The organism is Undibacterium sp. Ji50W, from assembly GCF_049340445.1.
Classification (GTDB): Bacteria; Pseudomonadota; Gammaproteobacteria; order Burkholderiales; family Burkholderiaceae_D; genus Undibacterium.
The window spans coordinates 309,785-332,970 of record NZ_JBMPOX010000003.1 but is presented as its reverse complement, the minus strand read 5'-3'; the positions used below and the strand labels follow the sequence as shown (position 1 = coordinate 332,970).

Genomic DNA, 23,186 nt, shown 5'->3' with positions numbered 1-23,186 from the left:
TCATGAAAAATGCACTGGTTAAGAAAAACATAGTCACCGATGTGGCAACCCGGCCTGTAGAAGTGCTGGAAGTGAATACGGACGCACGTAGCTACTCTCGCCTGGGATGGATCATCATCCTGATTGGCGTGGTCGGCTTCCTGTTGTGGGCATCGCTGGCCAAGCTGGACAAAGGCGTGCCGATGAGTGGTAACGTGGCTGTGGCATCCAGCCGCAAGGTCATCCAGCATCAGACTGGCGGCACGGTGGATGAGATCCTGGTCAAAGATGGTGATGTGGTTCAGGCTGGTCAGGTTTTGGTGAAGATGAACAACGTCAACGCCAAATCCGCAGCAGAAATCGCCCGTGTACAATTGTTCACGGCGCAGGCCATCGAAGCGCGTCTGACTGCCGAACGCGAAAATGCGAAGTCCATCCGTTTCCCTAAAGAACTGGATGAAGCCAAGAATGATCCGCGAGTAGCCAGCAACATATTGTTGCAGCAACAATTGTTCACTACACGTCAAATCTCCATACAAAGTGAACTGGGTGCGCTGGATGAAAACATCAGTGGCCTGAAATCGCAGTTCAAAGGCCTGGAAGAATCCATGGTCAGCAAGAAGCAGCAATTGGTGTTCCTCAAAGAACAGCTCGACGGCATGCGTGATCTGGCCAAAGATGGTTATGTTGCCCGTAACCGCCTGTTGGATCTGGAGCGTACTTATGCCCAGGTGAATGGCAGCATTTCTGAAGATATAGGCACCATGGGCCGTGTATCCCGTCAGGTGACTGAAATTACCCTGCGCAAATTGCAGCGTCAGCAAGACTATCAGAAAGAAATCCGCACCCAGTTGTCGGATGTGCAGAAAGAAGCAGAGTCCCTGCAAAACCGTCTGACTGCCCTGGATTTTGATCTGGGCAATGTCTTCGTCAAAGCGCCGGTCGCAGGTACCATCGTTGGTTTGAATGTATTTACGCAGGGCGCGGTAGTGCCTAGCGGCTTCAAATTGATGGAACTGGTTCCACAAGATGACAAACTGATCGTTGAAGCGATGTTGCCAGTAAATCTGGTCGACAAAGTACACAAAGGCCTGAAGACAGAGCTGATTTTCTCTGCCTTCAATACCAATACCACACCGCATATTCCTGGCATCATTACTCAGGTATCGGCTGACCGCACTGTCGATGAAAGAACCGGTCAGGCATTCTACAAGGTACGTGCCGAAGTCGCACCTGAAGGCATGAAGATGATTACCAATCTGAACATCCGTCCGGGTATGCCAGTAGAATTGTTCGTTAGCACTGGTGGTCGCACGATGATGAATTACCTGCTGAAGCCAGTGATTGATCGTGCCAAAACCGCGATGACGGAGGATTGATCATGACTACATCCAGGATGCGTCTTAAACTGGTTGCGGCTGCTTGCGGTATCTGCCTGTTGTCTGCCGGTTCTGCGTCGGCGATGGGTCTGATGCAGGCGTATGAATCAGCGCTGGTGAATGATCCGACCTACCGCTCGGCGGTGTCGGAAAACATCGCTGGCAAGGAATTCAGGAAGATAGGCCGCGCCGGCTTACTGCCTACCGTGCAGTATAACTATGGCACGGCCAAGAATCAGGCTGAGATTACCCAGCCTAATCCTTATATATCCATACAGCCTGGTGTTCCGACTATCACCAATAACTATGATTACACCAGCCTGACGAATACGCTGTCCTTGCGCCAGACCCTGTTCAGTCTGGACACGACAGCACGTTACAGGCAGGGTATTGCCCAGACCAATTACAGCGATGCGCTTTTTACCGCACGCAGTAAGGATCTGATGATACGTCTGGTTGCTTCCTACGCCGATGCCAAATATGCGGAAGACCAGCTAGACCTGTTCCGCGCACAGCGCAATGCCTTTGCCGAACAGAAACGCATCAATGAACGCATGTTTGAAAAAGGTGAAGGCACCAAAACAGACATGCTGGAAACCCAGGCCAAGCTCGACGTTGCAGAAGCACAGGTGATTGAAGCGCAAGACAATCTGCTGACAGTACGTAATACCCTGGCGGCCATCGTCGGGGCGGAAGTGACGCAGCTTGACGGTTTGCGTCCGGATTTTCATATCATGTCAGTGGTACCCGCCAGTTTTGACGAGTGGATGAATATCGCGAATGAAAACAATCCTGAAATTATTGCCGGCAAATATTCGATCGAAGCTTCTGAAGAGGAAATCAACAAGAGCAAGGCTGGCCATACACCACGCCTGGAATTGAATGCAAGCTACAACCGTGCGATATCCGACAGTCTGGTCAACCGCAGTCAGGATCAGACCATCAAAAGCATCGGTGTGCAACTGGTCATTCCTCTGTATTCAGGTGGTTACGTGAATGCGATCAGCAATCAGGCGGTCGCCAATCGCGACAAGGCCAGGGCTGAACTGGACGCTACACGCAACAGGATTCTCATCGAATTGCGCAAGCAATTCAACGCCATGCAAACGGGCGTCACCAAAATTGACGCCTTGCAGAAATCAGTCAACTCGGCAACTTTGCTGGTGGAAGCCACCAAGCAAAGTGTCAAAGGTGGTGTGCGCATCAATCTGGACGTACTGAGTGCAGAACAGCAACTGGTGGCAACAAAACGTGATCTGGCGCAAGCAAAATATAACTACCTCATCAGCTTCCTGAAACTGCGCGTGGCTGCAGGTAACTTGACGATGGATGATTTGCAGACTGTATCAGCTTACTTTTCACCTTTGAATTAATCCTTGCTCGCCAGATTCACGAGGTCAACACGGCCTAACTTGGCAAGCAGCAAATAAAAAACGCAGCTAACAAGCTGCGTTTTTTTTGCCGGCCTTGATTAACTCGCCAGTTTCTTTTTCAGTAATTCATTCACCTGGGCTGGGTTGCCTTTACCCTTGGTCGCCTTCATCGCCTGGCCGACCAGGGAGTTGAATGCCTTTTCTTTACCCGCGCGGTATTCATCGACAGATTGCTGGTTGGCAGCCATGACTTCGTCGATGATTTTTCCGAGAATATTAACATCAGAAATTTGTCCGCCTATGGACGCGATCATTTTGTCGACTGCACCTACATCTTCAGATGGTGCCTGCCACATGGCAGCAAACACTTCCTTGGCAATCTTGTTGGAGATCGTGCCATCAGCAATGCGCTGCAACAGAACAGCCAACTGCGCTGCAGTCACCGGGATGGCGCTGATGTCCAGGCCTTCGCGATTCAGGGTTGCTGCCACATCACCCATCAACATGTTGGCAGCTGGTTTGGCTTGTGCTGCACCGGCGATGGTCACTACGGTTTCAAAATAAGTGGCCATGCCTTTGGATTGCGTCAGCACAGTGGCATCATATTCAGGCAAACCATATTGCTCGATAAAGCGCTGGCGCATGGCAGATGGCAGTTCCGGCATGGTGGCCCGTACTTGTTCTACCCATTCGCGGCTGATCTTCAGTGGTGGCAAGTCGGGATCAGGGAAGTAGCGATAATCCATCGAATCTTCCTTGCTGCGCATCGAGCGTGTTTCCTTTTTGTCCGGATCGTACAGACGTGTTTCCTGGACGACCTTGCCGCCGTCTTCTATTAACTCTATCTGGCGACGAACTTCAATATTAATCGCCTCTTCGAGGAAACGGAAAGAGTTCAGGTTCTTGATTTCGCAACGTGTGCCAAATTCTTTTTGACCAACCGGACGCACAGAAACGTTGGCATCGCAGCGGAAAGAACCTTCCTGCATATTGCCATCACAAATGTCCAGCCAGGTCACCAGAGAGTGCAATGCTTTTGCATAGCCAACCGCTTCAGCTGCACTGCGCATGACAGGTTCAGTGACGATTTCCAGCAAAGGCGTACCCGCACGGTTCAGGTCTATGCCTGTCATTCCTTGCGCTGCACCATGCATGGATTTGCCAGCATCTTCTTCCAGATGGGCGCGCGTTAATTCGATGTTCCTGAATTCCGTCTTGCCATCTTTTTCAAAGACGCAAGGGACAAACCCACCTTGCACCACCGGGATTTCAAACTGGCTGATCTGATAGCCTTTTGGCAGATCAGGATAGAAATAGTTTTTACGCGCAAAGATGGATTCCGGTGCGACCAGCGCACCGACTGCCAGGCCAAACTGTATGGCTTTTTCTACCGCGCCCTTGTTCATCACCGGCAATACACCAGGCAAGGCCAGATCCACCGGGCTGGCCTGGGTATTCGGCTCGGCACCAAACTGTGTCGACGAACCGCTGAAAATTTTGGAGTTGGTCTTGAGTTGTGCATGCGTCTCAAAACCGATAACGACTTCCCATTGCATAATAATTCCTTGTCTTGTTGCCTGATGCGGCCAGCTATTTACCGGTGAAGAGACTGCGTGAGAAACCGGATAGGTGGCCCATCAATTGATTTTATTGATCCTGCTTGCAACTGCCGGTTTTGACATCCAAATACATGGCCCTGCCAGGGAGAATTTCAAGTTCATTGCGGTGCGCGGGCATGCCAGTCTGTCACCTGCTGGAACTGGTGCGCGACATTCAACAATTTCGCTTCATCGAAATAATTGCCGATCACTTGCAAGCCGACCGGGCGTTTCGCATTTTTCTCACCCTGTCCAAAGCCGCAAGGGATGGACATGCCGGGCAAGCCGGCCAGGCTGGTCGATAAAGTGAAAATGTCCGCCAGATAGTTGGCCACAGGGTCATCTGCCTTGGAACCCAGGTCCCAGGCTACAGTCGGTGCCACCGGCCCCATGATGACATCGCATTTCTCAAAGGCCGCAGCAAAGTCTTGTGCGATCAGGCGGCGGATTCTTTGTGCCTGCAAATAATAGGCATCATAGTAGCCATGTGACAGCACATAGGCACCGACCAGGATGCGGCGTTTGACTTCGGCACCAAAACCTTCGGCACGCGACTTCTTGTACATGTCTTCGAGGTCTTTATAGTCCGCTGCGCGATGACCGTAACGTACGCCATCAAAGCGGCTCAGGTTCGACGAAGCTTCTGCTGGTGCGATGACGTAATACACAGGGATGGACAACTCGGTTTTCGGCAGTGAAATTTCCACCAGTGTCGCACCCAGCTTTTCATATTCGGCCAATGCAGCCCGCACAGCCTGTTCCACATCAGTTGCCAGGCCAGCAGAGAAAAATTCTTTCGGCACACCTATGCGCAGGCCTTGCAGCGACTTGTTCAGGTCACGGTTGAAATCTTCCTTCTTGCGTTCCAGCGAAGTCGAATCCCTGGCGTCGAAGCCTGTCATGGCATTCAGCAAGATGCCGCAATCTTCAGCCGTCTGGGCGATAGGGCCACCCTGATCAAGGGAAGATGCAAAGGCGATCATGCCATAGCGTGATACGCTGCCATAGGTGGGCTTGATACCTGTCACACCGCAAAACGAAGCTGGCTGACGGATGGAGCCACCGGTATCCGTTGCCGTAACGGCAGGTGCAAGACGTGCAGCAATCGCTGCTGCCGAACCGCCGGAAGAACCACCAGGTACGGCCGTCTTGTCCCAGGGATTTTTCACCGCACCGAAATAGGAATTTTCATTCGATGAACCCATGGCAAATTCATCGCAGTTCAGCTTGCCCAGGGTGACCGTGCCAGCCTTGTTGAACAGATCAACCACGGTAGCGTCAAAAGGACTGACATAGTTTTCCAGCATGTGTGAACCGGCAGTTGAGCGCCAGTCGCGGGTCACGAAAATATCTTTGTGCCCGATAGGGATGCCAGTCAGTGTCGTCGCGTCGCCCGCGGCCAGGCGCGCATCAGCCGCAGCAGCTTGTTTTAATGTCAATTCCGGATTGACATGCAGGAAGGCATTCAGGTCACTGGCAGCAATGCGAGCCAGGTAATGTTGGGCCAGTTCAGTGGCAGACACCTGCTTGCTGTGCAGCATGGCGGATAATTGCGAAATAGTCTTGGTATGCATAAGTGAATGTAAGACTTATTCAGTCTCTATAACCTGGGGTACGAGGTAGAGGCCATCCTGGGTGGCAGGCGCGGGTTTCTGGTAGTCTTCGCGATGATTGCTTTCGCTGACCACGTCTTCACGCAGGCGCAATGCCAGTTCTGGCAACAGCGCCGCGATCGGGTGGCTCAGCGGGGCAACGCCGGTGGTATCAACGGCTTTCAGTTGCTCTACCATCGAAAAAATGCCATTCAGTTTTTCCAGGGTGGAGATTCGCTCCGCTTCTGAGGTTTCTATTTTTGCCAGATTGGCAATTCTTATCACATCTTCAAGTGTCAGCGACATAGTTCAGGGGCGCAAAGCTGCGCGAAAAAGAGTATCAAAAAATACAAAAACCGATAGTCAACAGAAAGCTGAATTTTAGGTGTTGATATCGAATAAATTTATACAGATTATAAGGTAGAATGCCGGGTTAATACCCCAAATGCCTCGCTAAAATCCCTTAACTTGCTCAGATAGTCGCTTGGACAGATGATGGCAGGCAGGAGACAGGTGAGCTTGGGGCTAAAAGTTCGGTAGCGCGTTCCTTCAAAACATGGGCGTGCCCACAATCAGTTAAATACAGGACAATACATGTTTGGTTTTTTACGCAGTTATTTTTCAAATGATCTGGCGATCGATCTGGGAACAGCCAACACGCTGATTTATGTTCGCAGCCAGGGTATCGTACTCGACGAACCGTCCGTTGTGGCAATACGCCAGGAAGGCGGCCCTAACGGCAAAAAAACCATCCAGGCAGTAGGTAAGGAAGCCAAGCAGATGCTGGGCAAGGTGCCTGGCAATATTGAAGCCATCCGGCCGATGAAAGACGGCGTGATTGCCGACTTCACCGTCACCGAGCAGATGCTCAAGCAATTCATCCGCATGGTGCACGATACCAAATTTTTCAAACCTTCGCCGCGCATCATCATTTGCGTACCTTGCGGTTCTACCCAGGTTGAGCGTCGCGCGATTCGTGAATCGGCACTGGGTGCGGGTGCTTCCCAGGTCTACCTGATTGAAGAACCGATGGCGGCGGCGATCGGTGCCGGCTTGCCGGTATCTGATGCAACCGGTTCCATGGTGGTTGATATCGGTGGCGGCACTACCGAAGTCGGTATCATTTCCCTGGGTGGCATGGTCTATAAAGGCTCTGTGCGCGTTGGTGGTGACAAGTTTGATGAAGCCATCGTCAATTACATCCGCCGCAATTACGGCATGCTGATCGGTGAGCAAACCGCAGAAGCAATCAAGAAAGCAATCGGCTCGGCTTTCCCTGGTTCCGAAGTCAGGGAAATGGAAGTCAAGGGACGTAACCTGTCCGAAGGCATCCCGCGTTCTTTCACCATCTCCAGCAATGAAATTCTGGAAGCCCTGACAGACCCGCTCAACAACATCGTATCCGCCGTTAAAAACGCGCTGGAACAAACACCGCCAGAACTGGGTGCAGATATTGCCGAAAAAGGCATGATGCTGACCGGTGGCGGCGCACTCTTGCGCGATCTGGACCGTTTGCTGATGGAAGAAACCGGCTTGCCAGTCATCGTGGCAGAAGACCCGCTTACTTGCGTGGTGCGCGGTTCTGGCATGGCGCTGGAGCGCATGGATAAACTGGGTTCGATTTTTTCCTACGAATAAACAGTCGCATGCAGGAGCAAAGCAGATTGAAAATCTGCTTTGCTCCTGGTGCCATTGCCAATACGTGAATACGTGATAAGAGCCGCTGCTGCGGTTCTGACCAACTGAAAAAACCTCGATCAGGCTATTTCTGCTTATAAAAACTGGTTAACACTGGTTATTGAGAATCACCGGTAAAGTATGGATTACAGCCCACCACCACTCTTCAAACAAGGCGCGTCTGCCCGCGCCAGAGTGGTCTTCTTCGCCGTCCTGGCGATTTTTCTTCTGGTTGTTGATGCCCGTCTTAAATCACTGACCCTGGCCAGGCAAGTACTGGGTACCGTGCTTTACCCTGTGCAGATGATAGCGGTCATGCCGCGTGATACCGTCAAGCGGGTTTCCGATTACTTTGTGTCGGTGACTGCGCTGGAAAAAGAAAATACCCAACTGCGCCGGCAACAGACACAAAATGCCGATACCATGCAACAGACTGGGCAATTGCTGGCGGAAAATAACCGTTTCCGCAAATTGCTGGAAGCGCGTGAACGCCTGCCCGTTAAATCTGTCATGGCCGAGATCATTTATGATGCCCGCGACCCGTCAACCCGCAAGGTGATTATCGATCGCGGTATCAAGCATGGCGTGGCGCTCAGCCAGCCTGTGATTGATGACCTCGGTGTGGTTGGCCAGGTCACCAGAGTGTTTCCATTGACAGCAGAGGTCACTTTGCTGACGGATAAGAATCAGGCCATACCGGTGCAGATCATCCGCAATGGCTTGCGCAGCGTTGCCTATGGACGTGGGCAATCCAGTTACCTGGACATGCGCCTGACCGCCAATGCCGATATACAAAATGGTGATCAACTGGTGACTTCCGGTATTGATGGTGTCTATCCCGCCGGTCTGGCGGTGGCCAGGGTGGTACAGGTGGAAAACAAGGCCACCACCACCTTTGAAAACATCCTGTGCGTTCCCGCTGCCGGTATTGACCGCAACAAGCAGTTACTGGTGCTGATGGTATCCATGGACAATCTGCCTCGTCCTGATACAGAAGATGTGCGTGCCAAGAAAGAAAAACTGAATCGCAAGGTGACGCGTGATGCTGCTGCACCGGTTTCCGATGTGCGTCCGGTCGATCAGCCTTTCAATCAGCCGCCCAAGGATGCGCCAGCCAATCCGGTTAAAGATGTACCCGCCAAGGATAATCTGGTCAAGGATGTGCCGCTCAGCCAGCCTGCTAACCAGCCAGCCAACCTGACCAAAGACGTGGCCGTTAAAGATCAGCCAGTCAAGAATGTACCTGTCAAAGAAAGCCCGCTGGCACCCAGCAAGGAGAAAGGACAATGAACAGTCCCCATTACATACTGTTACCAGTTAGCCCATTCTTTATTGCACTCAGTTTTGCGGTTGCTTTTTTCCTCAATTTCCTGCCCTGGGGTAGCTGGATAGGGATACCGGATTTCGTTGCCCTGGTACTGGTGTTCTGGACCATTCATCAGCCGCGCAAGGTAGGCATAGGCGTGGCATTTGCCATGGGCTTGCTGATGGATGTGCATGACTCCGTCAATCTTGGTGAAAACGCATTGGCTTACACTTTGCTGTCGTATTTTGCGATCATGATACACAGGCGCGTGTTGTGGTTTCATCCGCTTACCCAGTCACTGCATGTATTCCCGCTGTTCCTGTTTGCCCAGGTAGTGCAGGTGACAGTACGCCTGCTGGTGGCGCCGAATGCCCATTTCCCTGGCTGGATGTATTTCCTGGTCAGCATCGTGACCACCGCCTTGTGGCCAGTCGCCACCTTGCTGTTGCTGGCACCGCAAAAAAGGGCGATTGATAAGGACGATACCCGTCCTATCTAGCATGGGTGCGCTGGTTCTGCCCACCCCGCATGAGCAACTTGCCGAATTGCATCTGTTAAGTTAGTCCCACATTGACCCTATGACCGAACTCAAGAACACGGAACGCGAATTACATTATTTCCGCATGCGCCTGCTTTTCATTGGCGTATTTGTGTTCCTGTGTTTTGCTGCGCTGATTTCGCGTTTTGTCTGGTTGCAGATCATCAAGCATAATGACTATGCCTTGCTGGCAGATGAAAACCGTATCGATATCGTACCGGTCGTGCCCAATCGCGGGCTGATCATGGATCGTAACGGCATCATCCTGGCGCGTAATTATTCTGCGTACACGCTGGAAATTACACCATCCAAAATCCGCATTGATCTGGATGTACTGATCGATCAACTGGCAGTACTGGTCGATATACAACCCAAGCACCGCAAGCGTTTTCGCAAGTTGCTGGAAGATTCCAAAAGCTTCGAAAGCCTGCCTATACGTACCCGCCTGACCGATGAAGAGGTCGCCCGCTTTACGGCGCAGCGTTTTCGCTACCCCGGTGTCGATATCCAGGCCCGTCTGTTTCGTCAATATCCACAGGGTGATGCAGCATCCCACGTGATTGGCTATATCGGTCGCATCAGCCCCAAAGATGCCGAAATTATCGATGAGATGGAAGACGCCGCCAATTACAATGGTACGGATTACATAGGCAAGGAAGGGCTGGAAAAAAGCTACGAAAAAATCCTGCACGGTAATACCGGTTTTGAAGAAGTGGAAGTATCGGCCGGCGGGCGTGCCGTTAGGGTATTGTCACGATCTGCCCCCACGTCAGGAAAAAACCTGATCTTGTCGGTGGATATAGAGCTGCAAAAAATCATAGAAGAAGCATTTGGCGAACGCCGTGGTGCACTGGTGGCGATAGAACCGGTCACTGGCGACGTATTGGCATTTGTGTCCAAACCCACCTATGACCCGAATCTGTTTGTAGAAGGTATCGATCAGCAAAGCTGGACTGAATTGAACTCCTCGGAAGACAAGCCACTGCTGAACCGGCCACTGACAGGTGCCTATCCACCGGGGTCCACCTATAAGCCCTTCATGGCGCTGGCTGCACTGCAACTGGGCAAGCGTACCATGACGCAGGCGATTGCTGATCCGGGTTATTTCACTTTCGGTAACCATACATTTAAAGACGATAAGGTAGGCGGGCATGGCATGGTAGACATGTACCGTTCCATCGTGCAATCCTGTGATACCTATTACTACATGCTGGCGAACGACCTGACGGTGGATGTCATGCATGATTTCATGGCACCATTTGGCTTCGGGCAAAAGACCGGCATTGATCTGGAACATGAACGCACCGGTCTGCTGCCATCTACGGCCTGGAAGCGTGCGACTTTCAAAAAGCCCGAGCAAAAACGCTGGGTGCTGGGTGACACGATCTCTCTGGGTATTGGACAGGGGCAAAATACGTTCACTCCTTTGCAAATGGCGCATGCTGTCGCCACCCTGGCTAATAATGGCGTGGTCATGCGGCCGCACCTGGTCAAAATGACGGAAGACCCACAAAGTCGTCAGCGGACGTTAACCGTGCCCAAGGAAAGTTATAGAATTCCACTCAAGCAGGAAAATATTGATTTCATCAAAAACGCCATGGTGGGTGTGACCAAGGAAGGGACATCGGCAAAAGTTTTTATGAATGCCGAATATGTGTCCGGTGGTAAAACTGGTACAGCGCAGGTGGTCGGTATCAAGAAGGGCGAAATCTATAACGCCAAACGCATCACAGCACGTCATGTGGATCACTCTCTGTATATCGCATTTGCCCCGGCCGACCAACCCAAAATCGCCATCGCGATTATTGTGGAAAATGGTGGTTTTGGGTCGGAAGCGGCAGCCCCTATCGTACGCAAGGCGCTGGATTATTATCTGTTGGGAAAACGTCCACAGGACAAGGACAGCAAAGACCCTGTGCCTCTACCGAAATCCCAAAGTGATATGGCCCTGTACCGTTCCGATGCAGAAATAAAAGCACCTGCCGAACCAGACCCGGGGCCGAAGCCCGGTGGCGAAACCAGCGGTAATAAGGATTGATCATGCAAAGACGCGGTATTAACTGGCATTTTATCCGCTCGCACATTCTGGTATTTGATGCGACGCTGGCGATTTTGATTTTCTTGATCATGTCCATCGGCATCGTCACGCTGTATTCTGCTGGTATTGATTTCCCTGGGCGCGTGGAAGATCAATTGAGGAACATCCTGGTTTCCTTCATCATCATGTGGATAGCTGCAAATGTGCCACCACAAACCCTGATGCGCTTTGCCATTCCCATCTATACCTTTGGTATCGCCCTGTTACTGGCGGTGGCAGCCTTTGGCATGGTAAAAAAAGGGTCAAGGCGCTGGCTTAACGTCGGTATGACCATACAGCCTTCCGAAATGATGAAGATCGCCACACCGCTCATGCTGGCCTGGTATTTCCAAAAACGCGAAGGGGCTTTGCGCTGGCGCGATTTTGTCATTGCCGCCGTCATCCTGGGCATACCAGTGGCCTTGATTGCCAAACAGCCTGATCTGGGAACGGCCATGCTGGTTGTCGCCGCCGGTTTTACCGTGGTGTTTCTGGCAGGGCTGTCCTGGAAGTTTCTGCTGTCGCTGGGTGTTGCTGCCGCCCTGATTATCCCGACGGTGGTCTGGCCCATGATGCATGACTATCAGCGGGACCGCGTCCTGACCATGCTGGACCCGAACCGGGATCCACTGGGCAAGGGTTTTCATATTATCCAGTCCACCATTGCTGTCGGGTCGGGCGGGTTGCATGGCAAGGGTTTTCTGAAAGGTACCCAGGCCCATCTGGAATTCATACCCGAACATACGACCGATTTCATTTTTGCCGTTTTCTCTGAAGAATTTGGTTTTGTCGGCAATGTGATACTGGTCAGCCTGTATTTTCTATTGATCTTACGTTGCCTGATGATTGCGGCAAATGCACCCACCATGTTTGCACGTTTGATGGCCGGTGCCGTGACCATGATATTCTTTACCTATGCCTTTGTGAACATGGGCATGGTGAGCGGCATCGTGCCCGTGGTCGGCGTACCCTTGCCATTTATGAGCTATGGTGGCACGGCCCTGGTCACCCTGGGTATGGGCCTGGGTATCATGATGAGTGTGCAGCGTAACCGTAAGCTGGTGCAAACATGAAAACAGTCGGTACAAAAAAAAATCGACAGGGCAGCCTGCTCCTGGCCAGCCTGGCCAGCCTGATCTTGCTGGCGGCCTGCGGCAGCGCACCGAAACAACATGTCATCATCGCCGACAATCAGCGCCCAGCTACCAGTAGCAAACCCGCTAGCGGCAACCAGGCTGCCACCGCACCCAAAGCCAATTCCGGAAAAGGTGCCTACTACAAGGATGACGGCCCCGGTGATAACCCGCCCGAAGGGCTGGAAAACACGATAGACCCGGTACCCATGGTGGAAGATTTTTCCCGTTCGGGTAATAAACCCTATGTGGTATTTGGCAAAACCTATACCCCGATTGCAGACAACAGCACACCCTTTGTACAGCGCGGCATAGGCAGTTGGTATGGCAAGAAATTCCATGGGCAGAAGACATCTTCCGGTGAGCTGTATGACATGTATAAAATCACTGCTGCCCATCCTACTTTGCCGATTCCTTCGTATGCACGGGTCACCAATTTAAATAACGGCAAGCAGATTATTGTACGCATCAATGACCGTGGCCCCTTCCACGCCACCCGCATCATTGATCTGTCATACACCGCCGCGCTGAAGCTGGATGTCATCGGCAAGGGTAGTACCCAGTTGGAGGTGGAACGTCTGTTGCCTGCCGATATAGAAAGAATGGCAGAAAACCGCAAGAACCAGCCGCCAGCAAGGCCGGTGACCGTGCTTGCCACCGCTAGCCCGACACCGGTGCCGGTAAGGGAAGAAGCCCTGGCCCGGCCAGCAGAAAAAACACCCAGTATGAGCATGGAAGAATTGCTGGCCGCGCAGGAAAGCCGGCCGGTAGAAAAATTGCCGGCACCAACAACTGCCCCGGTGGCATCAACAGGCAGCGCCTATTACATACAGTTTGGTGCTTATGCGTTACGGGCCAATGCCGAATCCATCATGAGCCATCTGAAGGGCAGGGCAACCAGCCTGCTGCCAGGTTTTGATATTGTCCGGCAGGGCAGTTTGTACCGTCTGGTCAGCGGCCCATTCAATAGCCGCTCTGAAGCCAACGCCGCGATTGCCCAGGCCAATGAACTGGGCGTGGGTCGTCCCATGGTGGTACAGCGCTAGTAGATATCGGGAGCTGGTTCAGTTTTTTTCAGCATCCTGCTTCATTTCCAGTGCCAGTTGATACAGGGCGTTTTTCTTTTGCCCCGTCAATTGCGCGGCCAGTGATGCTGCCTGTTTGACCGAGCATTCTTCCAGCAGGATAGTCAATACGCGCCGGGCATCCGCCTGTTGATCCTCTGCTACTGCCGCAGCAGCTTCGATCAGGATCACATATTCACCTTTTTCGCGATGGCTGTCAGCTGCCAGCCAGGCTGCGGCTTCACTTAGTGGGCAACGGTGGATCTCTTCAAAAAGTTTGCTGACTTCACGTGCCAGCACGATACGTCGTGTCGGGCCAAAAATCGCCAGCATGGCTTCCACTGATTCGATGATGCGATGTGGTGCCTCATAAAAAATCAGGCTGGCAGCCACATTACTCACTTCGCGCAGCATGCTCTCGCGCTGGCCTGCCTTGGCGGGCAAGAAACCGACAAAATAAAACCGGTCGTGGATCAGGCCGCTGGCCGACAGGGCGCTAATGGCGGCCGAAGCACCAGGCAGAGGTGTTACCGGCAGCCCCGCCAGTTTGATGGCATCGACGATTTTGGCACCAGGGTCGGATACGCCGGGCGTACCAGCATCCGATACCAGGGCGATGCGGTCCCCTGCCTGCAGGCGTTGCAGGATTTTTTCTGCCACTTCACGTTCATTGTGTTGATGGGCTGCGATCAATGGTTTGCTGATGCCATAACGCGTCAGCAATTGCGCCGTATTGCGGGTATCTTCACAGGCAATCGCATCGGCCAGCGACAGCAAATGCAGGGCACGCAAAGAAATATCCGCGACATTCCCAATTGGCGTGGCGACTACATATAATGTACCAGCCGGATAATTTTGCCGGGTTACCGTTTCTATGATGCTGGCACTTGTGAACAGTGCATTTTCAGTCGTGGTCATGCGCGCTCGTTCCTGTGCATAGAGAGAGGCAGTTGCAATAAGCTATGGTCCGTAGTGATGGGCCGCAGAACATTGCAACAACTCATTTGTTAAATCAATTTATCAGGATTGTACGCCAATGAGACCTACCCTGACCGCACAACCGCAAGCTGACCAGCCGCAGGATGATCGCCGTACCAGCCGTCGTCGCAGTGGCGATGAAGCCGAAAACCAGGCACTGCTGTATTTGCAAAAAGCGGGCTTGAAGCTGGTGCTGCAAAACTTTTCCTGCAAAGGGGGAGAAATTGATTTGATCATGCTGGATGGTGCAACACTGGTGTTTGTCGAAGTCAGAAAGCGTAGTTCCATGCAGTTTGGTGGTGCCGTGGCCAGCGTCACGCCGGCCAAGCAAAGACGCATGGTACATGCGGGGCAGGTATATTTGCTATCAAAAAAGTCGCAGGCGGCCTGCCGTTTCGATTTGATCGCGATGGATGGTGACAGCATCAACTGGCTGAAAAATATTATTGTCGCCTGAAGAATGCGGAAAAATGGCGACAAGTGTCACCAACAGACAGTAAAACATCGTTTCTGCCTGATATGTTGAACGAATATCCTTCCTCACCATGGATATCCCCATGCCGCATGGTGGTGCTCAGGTCCTGGAATTTGCGATAATTGCTTGGTCAGGCCCTGCCTGCCGTATAATTTGACGCACTATGACAAACCAACGCATATTGGCGCACTTCCGGGAAAGTGCCGAATTAAAGATGAGGGCAGCTGCCGAATTGGCCCTGCCTATTTCACAAGCCGTGGAACTCATGTTCCTGGCACTGTCTAACGGTAACAAGATACTCGCCTGCGGCAACGGCGGCTCAGCCGCGGATTGTCAGCATTTTGCGGCTGAACTGGTAGGACGTTTTGAACGTGAACGCCTGCCCTTGCCTGCCATGGCGTTGACAACCGATACATCCATATTGACTGCTGTGGCGAATGATTACAGTTTTCAGGAAGTGTTTTCCAAGCAGGTGCAGGCATTCGGGCAGTCTGGCGATATCTTGCTGGCCCTTTCCACTTCAGGCAATTCTGCCAGCGTGGTCAATGCGGTCAATGCTGCGCTTGAACGGGATATGCGTGTGATTGCGCTGACTGGCAAGGGTGGTGGTGAAATCAGGAATATCCTGACTGAGGCAGACGTACATATATGCGTACCGCATGAACGTACTGCACGCATACAGGAAGTTCATTTATTGGCCATACACTGTTTGTGTGACGGCATAGATGCCGCATTATTTGGAGGTGATGTAGATGAGTAAAAAAACCTGGAACATGTTTGTCCGTCCCATGGCGACGCTTGGGCTGTGCTGTGCTGCCGCCATGAGCCTGCAGGGCTGCGTGGAAATGGTGGTTGGCAGTGCGGTAGTCGGCACCTTTGCCGCAACTGATCGCCGCACTTTTGGTGCGCAGACCGAAGACAAAGCCATTGTGATCAAAGGCGAGACCCGCATTCCGCGTCTGCTTGGAAAAAATGGTCATGTCAACGTCAATTCATTTAACCGTCGCGTCTTGCTGACCGGTGAAGTCGTGGATGAAAATGCCAAGGCCGCGGCAGAGCGCGAAATGCAGGCCATAGACGGTGTTGTTTCAGTCATGAATGAACTGCAGGTTGGCGGCTCGTCAGATTTCGCTGCACGCTCCAACGATACCTTGCTGACCACCAAGGTCAAAGCAACCTTCGTTGACAACAAGGAATTGCAGGCGAATGCCATCAAGGTCGTGACCGAGGCCGGTGTTGTTTATCTGATGGGCAGGGTAACCCAGCGTGAAGGTAGCCTGGCTGCCGATCTGTCCAGCAGTATCAGTGGGGTTCGCAAAGTGGTGAAAGTGTTTGAATACATCAGCGAAGCGGAATGGAAAGAATATCAGGCCACGCCCAACAAGACGGAAAACAAGCCCGAAAACAATAATTAATTGAATTTGTAAGCAAGCAAGACCGACATGTTGTCGGTTTTGTTTTTTGAAAGGAGGCGCAGTGTTCTTGCTGTAGTGCATGAAACTGCGCCGGCAAATCTTTCTGCCCACATGCCCCTGCCCTTCATCTTTGACAGGAGAAATCATGTTCGCATTGGTATCGCTGGTCGTCGCTGCCCTGCTGGTATTTTGGGTGATCGGCGTCTACAACCGCCTGATCTTGGCACGCAATCATTTCAAGAATGCCTTTTCACCTGTTGATGCACATCTGAAACAACGTTATGAGCTGATACCAAACCTGGTCGAAGTCGCCAAAGGCTATATGAAGCATGAGCGCGAAACGCTGGAGGCCGTCATCATGGCGCGCAATCTGGCTGTGACCGCAATTGGCAATGCCAGTGCAGATCCGTCCAAAGCCAGGGCAGTACAGCAACTGGCAGCTGCCGAAGTGGCACTGATCGCCGCCTTGGCCAAAATGTACGCTTTGTCCCAGTCGTATCCTGATCTCAGGGCCAACCCGCACATGGTGCAGTTGAGCGAAGAGCTGAGCAATACGGAAAGCAAGATCGTGTTTTCACGCCAGGCCTACAATGACAGTGTCATGCAGTACAACATCAGCATCGAACAGATGCCTGGCTCGGTGATTGCAAAGCTGTTCTTCTTCCGTGCCGGCGCACTGCTATAAGCAATGTGCGCTGTTCATTGCATGGTGGTTCAGGTACGGCCGACGATAGACGCAGTCGCCATCAATTCGTCAATCAGCGCCAGCAAAATCTTGCCTGACATGCGATGTGGTTCCAGTACCGGCAAGGGTGAATATTTCAGCAGGATGGAGGGATTGATTTTCCCCATATTCGCCTGACCCATGGTCCAGCCTGAATAGCGGCGTTCAAGAATTTCTTCATAGTCGAGCAAGATCACGTCCGTGTGGCGAGGGTCGCGCAGGATATGGCCATACAGGGTGTTGACCGCGTCGCGGCCACCTTCCAGCACCTGCATGAAGACCTGGTCGCTGTGACAGAGCACACCGGTGATGCCGAATTGTGGATTGTGCAGACGTGACTGGCTGACGATGGATTGCACCATGTCGCAGATTTTATCGTCAACAGCGCGGCTGGCATAAAGTAGGCGTACTAGCATGGTCAATTCCGGTTAGCGTTTGATCAGAGATAAAAATTCACGGCGCAGGTTCGCATCCTTGAGGAAGGAACCATGCATCACACTGTTAATCATGGCCGTTTCCATGTCCTTGACGCCACGCCAGTGCATGCAAAAGTGATCTGCTTCCATCACCACGGCCAGGCCATCGGGCTGCATTTTTTCTTGCAGGGTGTCGGCCAGTTGTACCACGGCTTCTTCCTGTATTTGCGGGCGGCTCATGACCCATTCGGCGATGCGGGCATATTTCGACAGGCCGATCAGGTTTGAATGCTCATTCGGCATGACCCCTATCCAGACCTTGCCGATAATCGGGCAAAGATGATGCGAGCAAGCGCTGCGTACCGTGATCGGGCCGATGATCATCAATTCGTTCAGGTGCGAGGCGTTCGGGAATTCAGTGACGGAAGGCATGGGCACATAGCGCCCCTTGAACACTTCCTGGATAAACATCTTCGCCACCCGTCTGCCTGTATCCTGGGTGTTGTGATCGCTTTCGGTATCAATCACCAGGCTTTCCAATACGGCACGCAATTTTTCTTCCACTTCTGCCTGCAATTCCTCCATTTCGCCTGCTTCGATGAAACGGGCGATATTGTCGTTGGCGTGAAAGCGGGTTTTGCTGGCCGTGATACGTTCACGGATGCGCTGTGAAACAGGGACGTTGACAGCTTTGTAAGCGAGGGGCGTATCGTTGGACATGCTGAACTAACCAGATATAAAAGGCTTATGGTAACTGAATTGCCGGATCGGCGTCGTTGGCGCGGTCCCTCAGGGCTTCACGCTCGGCCTTCCATTGCGGCAGGCATTGCGCACAAAAACAACTGGCGTCGGTGTTCAGTTTACCATCAGGCAAGCTGCTCAGGGCGATCGGCGGCAGGGCTGTACACCAGCAAGGCTGGCCAGTCTGGTCCGCCATGGCGCAGGTAAACGCCGTCTGGCAACGTGGACAAATGCTCATTCGCCGCCGTCCTGCTTGTCAGGCTCTGTCGACGCCAAGGTCCACAAGGCAGATTGCCGCATGGCTGTGCGCATGAAGGACATTTGCCCATTGAAACTGGTGCAATAATCGCATATGGCCAGATGCATTTTCAATTTGCTGCGTTCGGACAGGCTCAGTCGCCGGTCCATTCCTTCCGAAATAAGCTGGTGTGCCTGTTTGCAAGCGATAAATAATGACATGTGTTTTCCTCTGCTACTTGTGGCCGAACCAGTTCAGGTCCAGGCATTCACGCAACCGCAGACGTGCGCGATACAGCACTACCCAAAGATTAGACGTGGTCAGTTCCAATTCCTTACAAATTTCTTCTGTCTCCAGTTCCAGCCACTCACGCATCATGAAAACCCGGGCAGTTTTGGCCGGCAAGTTTTCAAGACAGACTTCCAGTACGCGGAAAAAGTCTTTTTGTTGTAAAGCTGCTTCCGGTGCACCCCAGCCAGAAGGGGTACCGATGACGTGACCATTAGCATTAAATAAACTGTCTATCAAGTCGTCTTCGGATTCGTCTTCTTTTGTTTCCAGCGGTTTTTCTTTTTTCAGGCTGCGCAAGTGATCAATGATTTTGAACTTCAGTATGCCGGTGACGTAGGTGCGCAATGAAGAATTACCGGCAAAGCTGTCCGGTTTTTCTAGCACAGCCAGCAATGTTTCTTGCACGGCATCTTCTGCCGCGCTTTCATTTCGCAGTTGCAATTGTGCAAAGCGAAACAGGCCGGGACGCAAAGTTTCCAGCTGTTGGTGCAGATCTGTTATGGATGGCATAAGTTTCGTAACTGAATTGAAAAAGCTTTCGCTGCAATTCCTGTAAAATTCGGGTTAGATAAAATAACCTATTTTTCAGGACTTTCACAAAATTGTCCCCGTAAGAATCTGTTTACGATCTGTAGCGAGCGAGTGTGCGTGCATCAGCGGAGTGAAGAGCCGCGCATGAGCCCCGCTCGCGCTTAAGATAGTAAACAGGTTCTAAGACGTAGTAGCGACGACAACAGTAGCATTGGTCGACCGGGCGCTGCAACACAACTGGGGTGATTTTCTGAAAGTCCTGCTCATCATCTCTTCAGGATACCGTTATATGAGTGATTTGAATGCTAACACGGCAGAAGCGTCTGCAACCGAAGACAGACTGGCAGGCGTAGAACCTGCCATCAAAGCCGAAATCCTGGCGGAAGCCCTGCCGTATATCCGTAAATTCCACGGTAAAACCATCGTCGTCAAATACGGCGGCAATGCGATGACTGAAGAACGCCTGAAACATGGCTTTGCCCGCGACGTCATCCTGCTCAAGCTGGTAGGCATGAATCCTGTCGTGGTCCACGGTGGTGGCCCGCAAATTGACAATGCCCTCAAGAAGATGGGCAAGCAGGGTACCTTCATCCAGGGTATGCGTATCACCGATGAAGAAACCATGGAAGTGGTTGAATGGGTACTTGGTGGCGAAGTCCAGCAGGACATCGTCATGTTGATCAATCACTACGGCGGTCAGGCCGTGGGTTTGACTGGTAAAGACGGTGGCCTGATCCGTGCCCGCAAGATGATGATGCCGGATCGTGAAAACCCGGGTGCCATGCTGGATATCGGTTTTGTCGGTGAAATTGATGCAATCAACCCGGCGGTTGTCAAAGCGTTGCAGGATGATGCCTTTATCCCCATCATTTCACCCATAGGTTTTGGTGAAGATGGTCAGGCTTACAACATCAATGCCGACCTGGTTGCTGGCAAGATTGCCGAAATCCTGAAGGCTGAAAAGCTGATCATGATGACCAACATCCCTGGCGTAATCGACAAGCAGGGCAATCTGGTCACCGATTTATCTGCCCGTGAAATTGATGAAATGTTTGCCGATGGCACGATTTCCGGCGGCATGCTGCCGAAAATCTCGTCAGCGCTGGATGCTGCCAAGTCAGGCGTGAACACTGTGCATATCATCGATGGCCGCATCGAACATTCGCTGTTGCTGGAAGTGTTGACCGAGCAGGCTTTCGGTACCATGATACGCAGCCATTGATGGGCGGATTGTCTGTAGGCGGAGTGTCAGTCTGATGCGAAGACGCTCCGCGCCCCTGTGGCTGTTTGATCTCGACAATACCCTGCACAATGCTTCGCACGCGATTTTCCCGGGCATCAACCGCAATATGAATGCCTTCCTGGCACGTGTGCTGGGCGATGGTGAAACACCGGCAGATCCTGAAAGGGTGAATGCCATTCGGCAGGAATACTATGCGCGCTATGGCGTCACCATGCTGGGCATGGTCAGGCACCATGGCGTCAGGGCCGATGAATTCTTGCATGAAGTACATCATTTTGATGACCTCAGCAGCATGATACGGTATGAACGTGGCCTGAAAAAACTGTTGCGTCGCCTGCCAGGCAAGAAAATCCTGCTGACGAATGCGCCCCGTGCCTATTCCGGCCGCGTGCTGCGCCACATGGGCCTGCATCGCCATTTTGATGCCCATATACCGGTAGAAGCCATGCGCGTGCATGGCCAATTGCAACCCAAGCCTTCGCGCCCCTATCTGCGCAAGCTCCTGGCCACCTATGGCAAGCGGGCGTCCGACTGTGTTTTAGTGGAAGACAGCATAGAAAACCTGCGTGCCGCCAAGCAGGAAGGGCTGCGTACGGTGTGGGTAACTGGTTACACTCCGGCCCATCAACTGAAAAAATCTGCTGCTTGTGCCGATGTGAAAGTAAAATCAGTCATGCAACTACCGCGCCAAAGCTATCGCCTGTTTGCGCGCTGATCCCCTCTGTTTTGCTTCAAATGCCGTAGAACCTTCATTTTTTTGCTGTTTCTGACACAGAATGCTGGCAGGGGGATTGCTTAGCTGCAAGTCAGTCTTTAAAATCCGCTGCGGTAGCGGTGACATGTTGCCTGCTGGAATCTGATCTCCGGCATTTATTAATTTACTTCATACTGATAAAAACATGGCAAGCACCAAACCCGGCGAAAGAAAATTACAAATCCTCCAGACGCTGGCGGCCATGCTTGAGCACCCCAAAGGTGAAAAAGTCACCACGGCTGCCCTGGCAGCCCGGGTCGAAGTATCAGAAGCGGCGCTGTACCGGCACTTTGCCAGCAAGGCCCAGATGTTCGAAGGCTTGATCGAATTCATCGAAGCCTCGATTTTCGGGCTGATCAACCAGATTTGCGAATCCCAGGACCAGGGCTTGATGCAGGCCCAATCAATCTGCGGCATGTTATTGAATTTTGCCGAAAAAAATCCCGGCATGACCCGTGTCCTGATTGGCGATGCACTGGTGAATGAAGATGAACGCCTGCAATTACGCATGAACCAGCTGGCTGAAAGACTGGAAATGGCATTCCGCCAATCCCTGCGTCTGGCCGTCAGCCAGGGATATCTGACGGAAGCCGAAGTGCAGGCGCGAGCCAACCTCTTGTGCAGTTTTGTGATGGGCCGCTGGCTGCGCTTTGCCAAGTCTGGCTTCAAATTATCGCCGACTGACCTGGCACCCATGCAAATTGCCCTGTTGCTGCGCTGACCCTGTGGGCAGTGGCTGCTGGGGTGATTGATCTCGCGCTGTGGAAGCCCATCTTTGTTGACGCCGCGCTGTTGACGTTCATTTAGTGCTGGTGCCATACTCGGTCGTAATGGTGTCCTGCAATCTGCGGGACCGTCACGCAGTCTGCCAATCGCCCATGAAACTGCCGGTTCGACCAGGACACTTATTCTTGTGGCGCGGATATGCACTGGTTATTTCGCCGGGCATCGATTCCACGCCGCATGCGCATTTTGCCTTGCAACTCAGCTACGGCCTGGACCGGCCATTCCGGGCGCGCCTGTCACCCGACGAGCCCTGGACGGAAACCCGCAGTGCCTGTTTCGTTGCCAACCGTATCCACCAGATTGATAGCAATGGCGGCATGCTGGCCCATCTTTTCATTGAATTGCCACGCACCAGTCAGGCCGATTTTACCGACCTGCAAGCCGCATTTGGACAGCATCCGGCCTTTGCCTCTATCGCAGCGACACTGGCAAACCAGGCCGCCGCGCTCAATATGCAGGGCGCAGAGGTCCTGCGTCTGGCGTGGCAGGCATGCGCATTGCCCGACAGTCTGCTGACGACCAATTATGATACCCGCATCAGTCAAGCGCTGGCCCACATCCATGCGCAGCGTGACGGGCTATGCACAGGTGCCAGCCTGGCACGCCAGGTGCATTTGTCTGAAAGCCGCTTTACTCATTTATTCCGGCAACAGACCGGCATGACACTGTCGCGTTATTTGCTGTGGTCACGCATGCTGGATGCAGTTGCTTTTGTCGCGGAAGGGCAAAACATGACCGCCGCTGCCCATGAATCCGGCTTTGCCGACCTGGCCCACATGAGCCGTACCTTTCGCAGCATGATGGGAGTGGCACCTTCAGAATTGCACAGGATGGCGATTGCGTTCAAGCGTGATGCTGTTTGATGCTTTAGTCTGGAC

General features: G+C 52.5%; 25 protein-coding genes. 16 read left to right on the top strand and 9 right to left on the bottom strand.

All coding sequences use genetic code 11. The features are described 5' to 3' along the window. Positions 1-2 precede the first annotated feature (2 nt). The gene (locus ACO0K9_RS08545) at positions 3-1,358 is read left to right on the top strand and encodes an HlyD family type I secretion periplasmic adaptor subunit (protein WP_422983785.1); all 1,356 of its coding nucleotides are present in this window, start codon (positions 3-5) and stop codon (positions 1,356-1,358) included. A 2-nt stretch (positions 1,359-1,360) separates the two neighbouring features. Further along, complete coding sequence (locus tag ACO0K9_RS08540) at positions 1,361-2,731, top strand: TolC family outer membrane protein (RefSeq protein ID WP_422983783.1); 1,371 nt, start codon at positions 1,361-1,363, stop codon at positions 2,729-2,731. Positions 2,732-2,829: 98 nt separating this feature from the next. On the opposite strand, the gene gatB is transcribed toward ACO0K9_RS08540, so the two are convergent. The 3 genes from gatB to gatC all read right to left on the bottom strand — a co-directional run bounded on the left by gatB (position 2,830) and on the right by gatC (position 6,227). Continuing rightward, positions 2,830-4,287 carry an Asp-tRNA(Asn)/Glu-tRNA(Gln) amidotransferase subunit GatB gene (gatB, locus tag ACO0K9_RS08535; RefSeq protein WP_422983781.1) on the bottom strand — a complete coding sequence of 486 codons (1,458 nt, stop codon included), beginning with the start codon at positions 4,285-4,287 and terminating at the stop codon, positions 2,830-2,832. A gap of 161 nt (positions 4,288-4,448) precedes the next feature. Beyond that, entirely contained in the window at positions 4,449-5,903 is a 1,455-nt protein-coding gene (gene gatA, locus ACO0K9_RS08530) for an Asp-tRNA(Asn)/Glu-tRNA(Gln) amidotransferase subunit GatA (RefSeq protein ID WP_422983779.1), read from the bottom strand. Positions 5,904-5,918: 15 nt separating this feature from the next. Beyond that, positions 5,919-6,227, bottom strand: coding sequence for an Asp-tRNA(Asn)/Glu-tRNA(Gln) amidotransferase subunit GatC (gene gatC / locus ACO0K9_RS08525; RefSeq protein WP_422983777.1), 309 nt, complete (start codon positions 6,225-6,227; stop codon positions 5,919-5,921). Between the two features lie 288 nt (positions 6,228-6,515). Here gatC and ACO0K9_RS08520 point away from each other — a divergent pair, with 288 nt between their 5' ends. From ACO0K9_RS08520 to ACO0K9_RS08495, 6 genes are all read left to right on the top strand, one after another. After that, entirely contained in the window at positions 6,516-7,559 is a 1,044-nt protein-coding gene (locus ACO0K9_RS08520) for a rod shape-determining protein (protein ID WP_422983775.1), read from the top strand. 180 nt (positions 7,560-7,739) lie between these two features. Further along, positions 7,740-8,888 carry a rod shape-determining protein MreC gene (mreC, locus tag ACO0K9_RS08515; RefSeq protein WP_422983773.1) on the top strand — a complete coding sequence of 383 codons (1,149 nt, stop codon included), beginning with the start codon at positions 7,740-7,742 and terminating at the stop codon, positions 8,886-8,888. Continuing rightward, positions 8,885-9,403, top strand: coding sequence for a rod shape-determining protein MreD (gene mreD, locus ACO0K9_RS08510; RefSeq protein ID WP_422983771.1), 519 nt, complete (start codon positions 8,885-8,887; stop codon positions 9,401-9,403). The genes mreC and mreD overlap by 4 nt, the downstream gene beginning before the upstream one ends. A 79-nt stretch (positions 9,404-9,482) precedes the next feature. Next, on the top strand, positions 9,483-11,480 hold the full coding sequence (gene mrdA / locus ACO0K9_RS08505) for a penicillin-binding protein 2 (protein WP_422983769.1): 1,998 nt from the start codon (positions 9,483-9,485) through the stop codon (positions 11,478-11,480). Positions 11,481-11,482: 2 nt separating this feature from the next. Further along, on the top strand, positions 11,483-12,592 hold the full coding sequence (gene rodA, locus ACO0K9_RS08500) for a rod shape-determining protein RodA (protein WP_422983767.1): 1,110 nt from the start codon (positions 11,483-11,485) through the stop codon (positions 12,590-12,592). Next, positions 12,589-13,698: a septal ring lytic transglycosylase RlpA family protein gene (locus ACO0K9_RS08495; RefSeq protein WP_422983765.1), complete on the top strand. Its 1,110-nt coding sequence runs from the start codon at positions 12,589-12,591 to the stop codon at positions 13,696-13,698. Before rodA ends, ACO0K9_RS08495 begins: the two co-directional genes overlap by 4 nt. A gap of 18 nt (positions 13,699-13,716) precedes the next feature. Here the strand turns inward: ACO0K9_RS08495 and rsmI are convergent, their stop codons facing one another. After that, positions 13,717-14,634 carry a 16S rRNA (cytidine(1402)-2'-O)-methyltransferase gene (gene rsmI, locus ACO0K9_RS08490; RefSeq protein WP_422983763.1) on the bottom strand — a complete coding sequence of 306 codons (918 nt, stop codon included), beginning with the start codon at positions 14,632-14,634 and terminating at the stop codon, positions 13,717-13,719. 118 nt (positions 14,635-14,752) lie between these two features. Between rsmI and ACO0K9_RS08485 the strand changes: the two genes are divergently transcribed. The 4 genes from ACO0K9_RS08485 to ACO0K9_RS08470 all read left to right on the top strand — a co-directional run bounded on the left by ACO0K9_RS08485 (position 14,753) and on the right by ACO0K9_RS08470 (position 17,269). After that, on the top strand, positions 14,753-15,151 hold the full coding sequence (locus ACO0K9_RS08485; RefSeq protein ID WP_422983761.1) for a YraN family protein: 399 nt from the start codon (positions 14,753-14,755) through the stop codon (positions 15,149-15,151). Positions 15,152-15,332: 181 nt separating this feature from the next. Then, entirely contained in the window at positions 15,333-15,929 is a 597-nt protein-coding gene (locus ACO0K9_RS08480) for a phosphoheptose isomerase (RefSeq protein WP_422983759.1), read from the top strand. Next, positions 15,922-16,584 (top strand): BON domain-containing protein, encoded by a 663-nt coding sequence (locus tag ACO0K9_RS08475; RefSeq protein WP_422983757.1) that lies wholly within the window; start codon positions 15,922-15,924, stop codon positions 16,582-16,584. The genes ACO0K9_RS08480 and ACO0K9_RS08475 overlap by 8 nt, the downstream gene beginning before the upstream one ends. 145 nt (positions 16,585-16,729) lie before the next feature. Next, entirely contained in the window at positions 16,730-17,269 is a 540-nt protein-coding gene (locus ACO0K9_RS08470) for a LemA family protein (protein WP_422983755.1), read from the top strand. Between the two features lie 29 nt (positions 17,270-17,298). On the opposite strand, the gene ACO0K9_RS08465 is transcribed toward ACO0K9_RS08470, so the two are convergent. Genes ACO0K9_RS08465 through ACO0K9_RS08445 form a run of 5 tightly spaced genes read right to left on the bottom strand, consistent with a single transcriptional unit; the run spans position 17,299 to position 19,504 of the window. Beyond that, positions 17,299-17,724: a BLUF domain-containing protein gene (locus ACO0K9_RS08465; RefSeq protein WP_422983753.1), complete on the bottom strand. Its 426-nt coding sequence runs from the start codon at positions 17,722-17,724 to the stop codon at positions 17,299-17,301. A gap of 12 nt (positions 17,725-17,736) precedes the next feature. Then, entirely contained in the window at positions 17,737-18,444 is a 708-nt protein-coding gene (folE, locus tag ACO0K9_RS08460; RefSeq protein ID WP_422983751.1) for a GTP cyclohydrolase I, read from the bottom strand. A 25-nt stretch (positions 18,445-18,469) separates the two neighbouring features. Continuing rightward, entirely contained in the window at positions 18,470-18,703 is a 234-nt protein-coding gene (locus ACO0K9_RS08455) for a cysteine-rich CWC family protein (protein WP_422983749.1), read from the bottom strand. Next, entirely contained in the window at positions 18,700-18,924 is a 225-nt protein-coding gene (locus tag ACO0K9_RS08450) for a zf-HC2 domain-containing protein (protein ID WP_422983747.1), read from the bottom strand. Before ACO0K9_RS08450 ends, ACO0K9_RS08455 begins: the two co-directional genes overlap by 4 nt. A gap of 13 nt (positions 18,925-18,937) precedes the next feature. Beyond that, positions 18,938-19,504, bottom strand: a complete 567-nt coding sequence (locus ACO0K9_RS08445; protein WP_422983745.1) for a sigma-70 family RNA polymerase sigma factor — start codon at positions 19,502-19,504, stop codon at positions 18,938-18,940. Positions 19,505-19,814: 310 nt separating this feature from the next. Here ACO0K9_RS08445 and argB point away from each other — a divergent pair, with 310 nt between their 5' ends. The 4 genes from argB (at position 19,815) to ACO0K9_RS08425 (ending at position 23,171) form a co-directional block, all read left to right on the top strand. Beyond that, positions 19,815-20,747 (top strand): acetylglutamate kinase, encoded by a 933-nt coding sequence (argB, locus tag ACO0K9_RS08440; protein WP_422983743.1) that lies wholly within the window; start codon positions 19,815-19,817, stop codon positions 20,745-20,747. Positions 20,748-20,781: 34 nt separating this feature from the next. Further along, positions 20,782-21,483 carry a pyrimidine 5'-nucleotidase gene (locus ACO0K9_RS08435; protein WP_422983741.1) on the top strand — a complete coding sequence of 234 codons (702 nt, stop codon included), beginning with the start codon at positions 20,782-20,784 and terminating at the stop codon, positions 21,481-21,483. A gap of 184 nt (positions 21,484-21,667) precedes the next feature. Beyond that, on the top strand, positions 21,668-22,243 hold the full coding sequence (slmA, locus tag ACO0K9_RS08430) for a nucleoid occlusion factor SlmA (protein WP_422983739.1): 576 nt from the start codon (positions 21,668-21,670) through the stop codon (positions 22,241-22,243). A 157-nt stretch (positions 22,244-22,400) separates the two neighbouring features. Next, the gene (locus ACO0K9_RS08425; RefSeq protein WP_422983737.1) at positions 22,401-23,171 is read left to right on the top strand and encodes a helix-turn-helix transcriptional regulator; all 771 of its coding nucleotides are present in this window, start codon (positions 22,401-22,403) and stop codon (positions 23,169-23,171) included. Positions 23,172-23,186 lie beyond the last annotated feature (15 nt).

Bases quoted from the DNA above. Each gene is read 5' to 3' on its own strand.
- ACO0K9_RS08545 (WP_422983785.1), top strand. From the start codon at position 3: ATGAAAAATGCACTGGTTAAGAAAAACATAGTCACCGATGTGGCAACC.
- ACO0K9_RS08540 (WP_422983783.1), top strand. From the start codon at position 1,361: ATGACTACATCCAGGATGCGTCTTAAACTGGTTGCGGCTGCTTGCGGT.
- gatB (WP_422983781.1), bottom strand. From the start codon at position 4,287: ATGCAATGGGAAGTCGTTATCGGTTTTGAGACGCATGCACAACTCAAG.
- gatA (WP_422983779.1), bottom strand. From the start codon at position 5,903: ATGCATACCAAGACTATTTCGCAATTATCCGCCATGCTGCACAGCAAG.
- gatC (WP_422983777.1), bottom strand. From the start codon at position 6,227: ATGTCGCTGACACTTGAAGATGTGATAAGAATTGCCAATCTGGCAAAA.
- ACO0K9_RS08520 (WP_422983775.1), top strand. From the start codon at position 6,516: ATGTTTGGTTTTTTACGCAGTTATTTTTCAAATGATCTGGCGATCGAT.
- mreC (WP_422983773.1), top strand. From the start codon at position 7,740: ATGGATTACAGCCCACCACCACTCTTCAAACAAGGCGCGTCTGCCCGC.
- mreD (WP_422983771.1), top strand. From the start codon at position 8,885: ATGAACAGTCCCCATTACATACTGTTACCAGTTAGCCCATTCTTTATT.
- mrdA (WP_422983769.1), top strand. From the start codon at position 9,483: ATGACCGAACTCAAGAACACGGAACGCGAATTACATTATTTCCGCATG.
- rodA (WP_422983767.1), top strand. From the start codon at position 11,483: ATGCAAAGACGCGGTATTAACTGGCATTTTATCCGCTCGCACATTCTG.
- ACO0K9_RS08495 (WP_422983765.1), top strand. From the start codon at position 12,589: ATGAAAACAGTCGGTACAAAAAAAAATCGACAGGGCAGCCTGCTCCTG.
- rsmI (WP_422983763.1), bottom strand. From the start codon at position 14,634: ATGACCACGACTGAAAATGCACTGTTCACAAGTGCCAGCATCATAGAA.
- ACO0K9_RS08485 (WP_422983761.1), top strand. From the start codon at position 14,753: ATGAGACCTACCCTGACCGCACAACCGCAAGCTGACCAGCCGCAGGAT.
- ACO0K9_RS08480 (WP_422983759.1), top strand. From the start codon at position 15,333: ATGACAAACCAACGCATATTGGCGCACTTCCGGGAAAGTGCCGAATTA.
- ACO0K9_RS08475 (WP_422983757.1), top strand. From the start codon at position 15,922: ATGAGTAAAAAAACCTGGAACATGTTTGTCCGTCCCATGGCGACGCTT.
- ACO0K9_RS08470 (WP_422983755.1), top strand. From the start codon at position 16,730: ATGTTCGCATTGGTATCGCTGGTCGTCGCTGCCCTGCTGGTATTTTGG.
- ACO0K9_RS08465 (WP_422983753.1), bottom strand. From the start codon at position 17,724: ATGCTAGTACGCCTACTTTATGCCAGCCGCGCTGTTGACGATAAAATC.
- folE (WP_422983751.1), bottom strand. From the start codon at position 18,444: ATGTCCAACGATACGCCCCTCGCTTACAAAGCTGTCAACGTCCCTGTT.
- ACO0K9_RS08455 (WP_422983749.1), bottom strand. From the start codon at position 18,703: ATGAGCATTTGTCCACGTTGCCAGACGGCGTTTACCTGCGCCATGGCG.
- ACO0K9_RS08450 (WP_422983747.1), bottom strand. From the start codon at position 18,924: ATGTCATTATTTATCGCTTGCAAACAGGCACACCAGCTTATTTCGGAA.
- ACO0K9_RS08445 (WP_422983745.1), bottom strand. From the start codon at position 19,504: ATGCCATCCATAACAGATCTGCACCAACAGCTGGAAACTTTGCGTCCC.
- argB (WP_422983743.1), top strand. From the start codon at position 19,815: ATGAGTGATTTGAATGCTAACACGGCAGAAGCGTCTGCAACCGAAGAC.
- ACO0K9_RS08435 (WP_422983741.1), top strand. From the start codon at position 20,782: ATGCGAAGACGCTCCGCGCCCCTGTGGCTGTTTGATCTCGACAATACC.
- slmA (WP_422983739.1), top strand. From the start codon at position 21,668: ATGGCAAGCACCAAACCCGGCGAAAGAAAATTACAAATCCTCCAGACG.
- ACO0K9_RS08425 (WP_422983737.1), top strand. From the start codon at position 22,401: ATGAAACTGCCGGTTCGACCAGGACACTTATTCTTGTGGCGCGGATAT.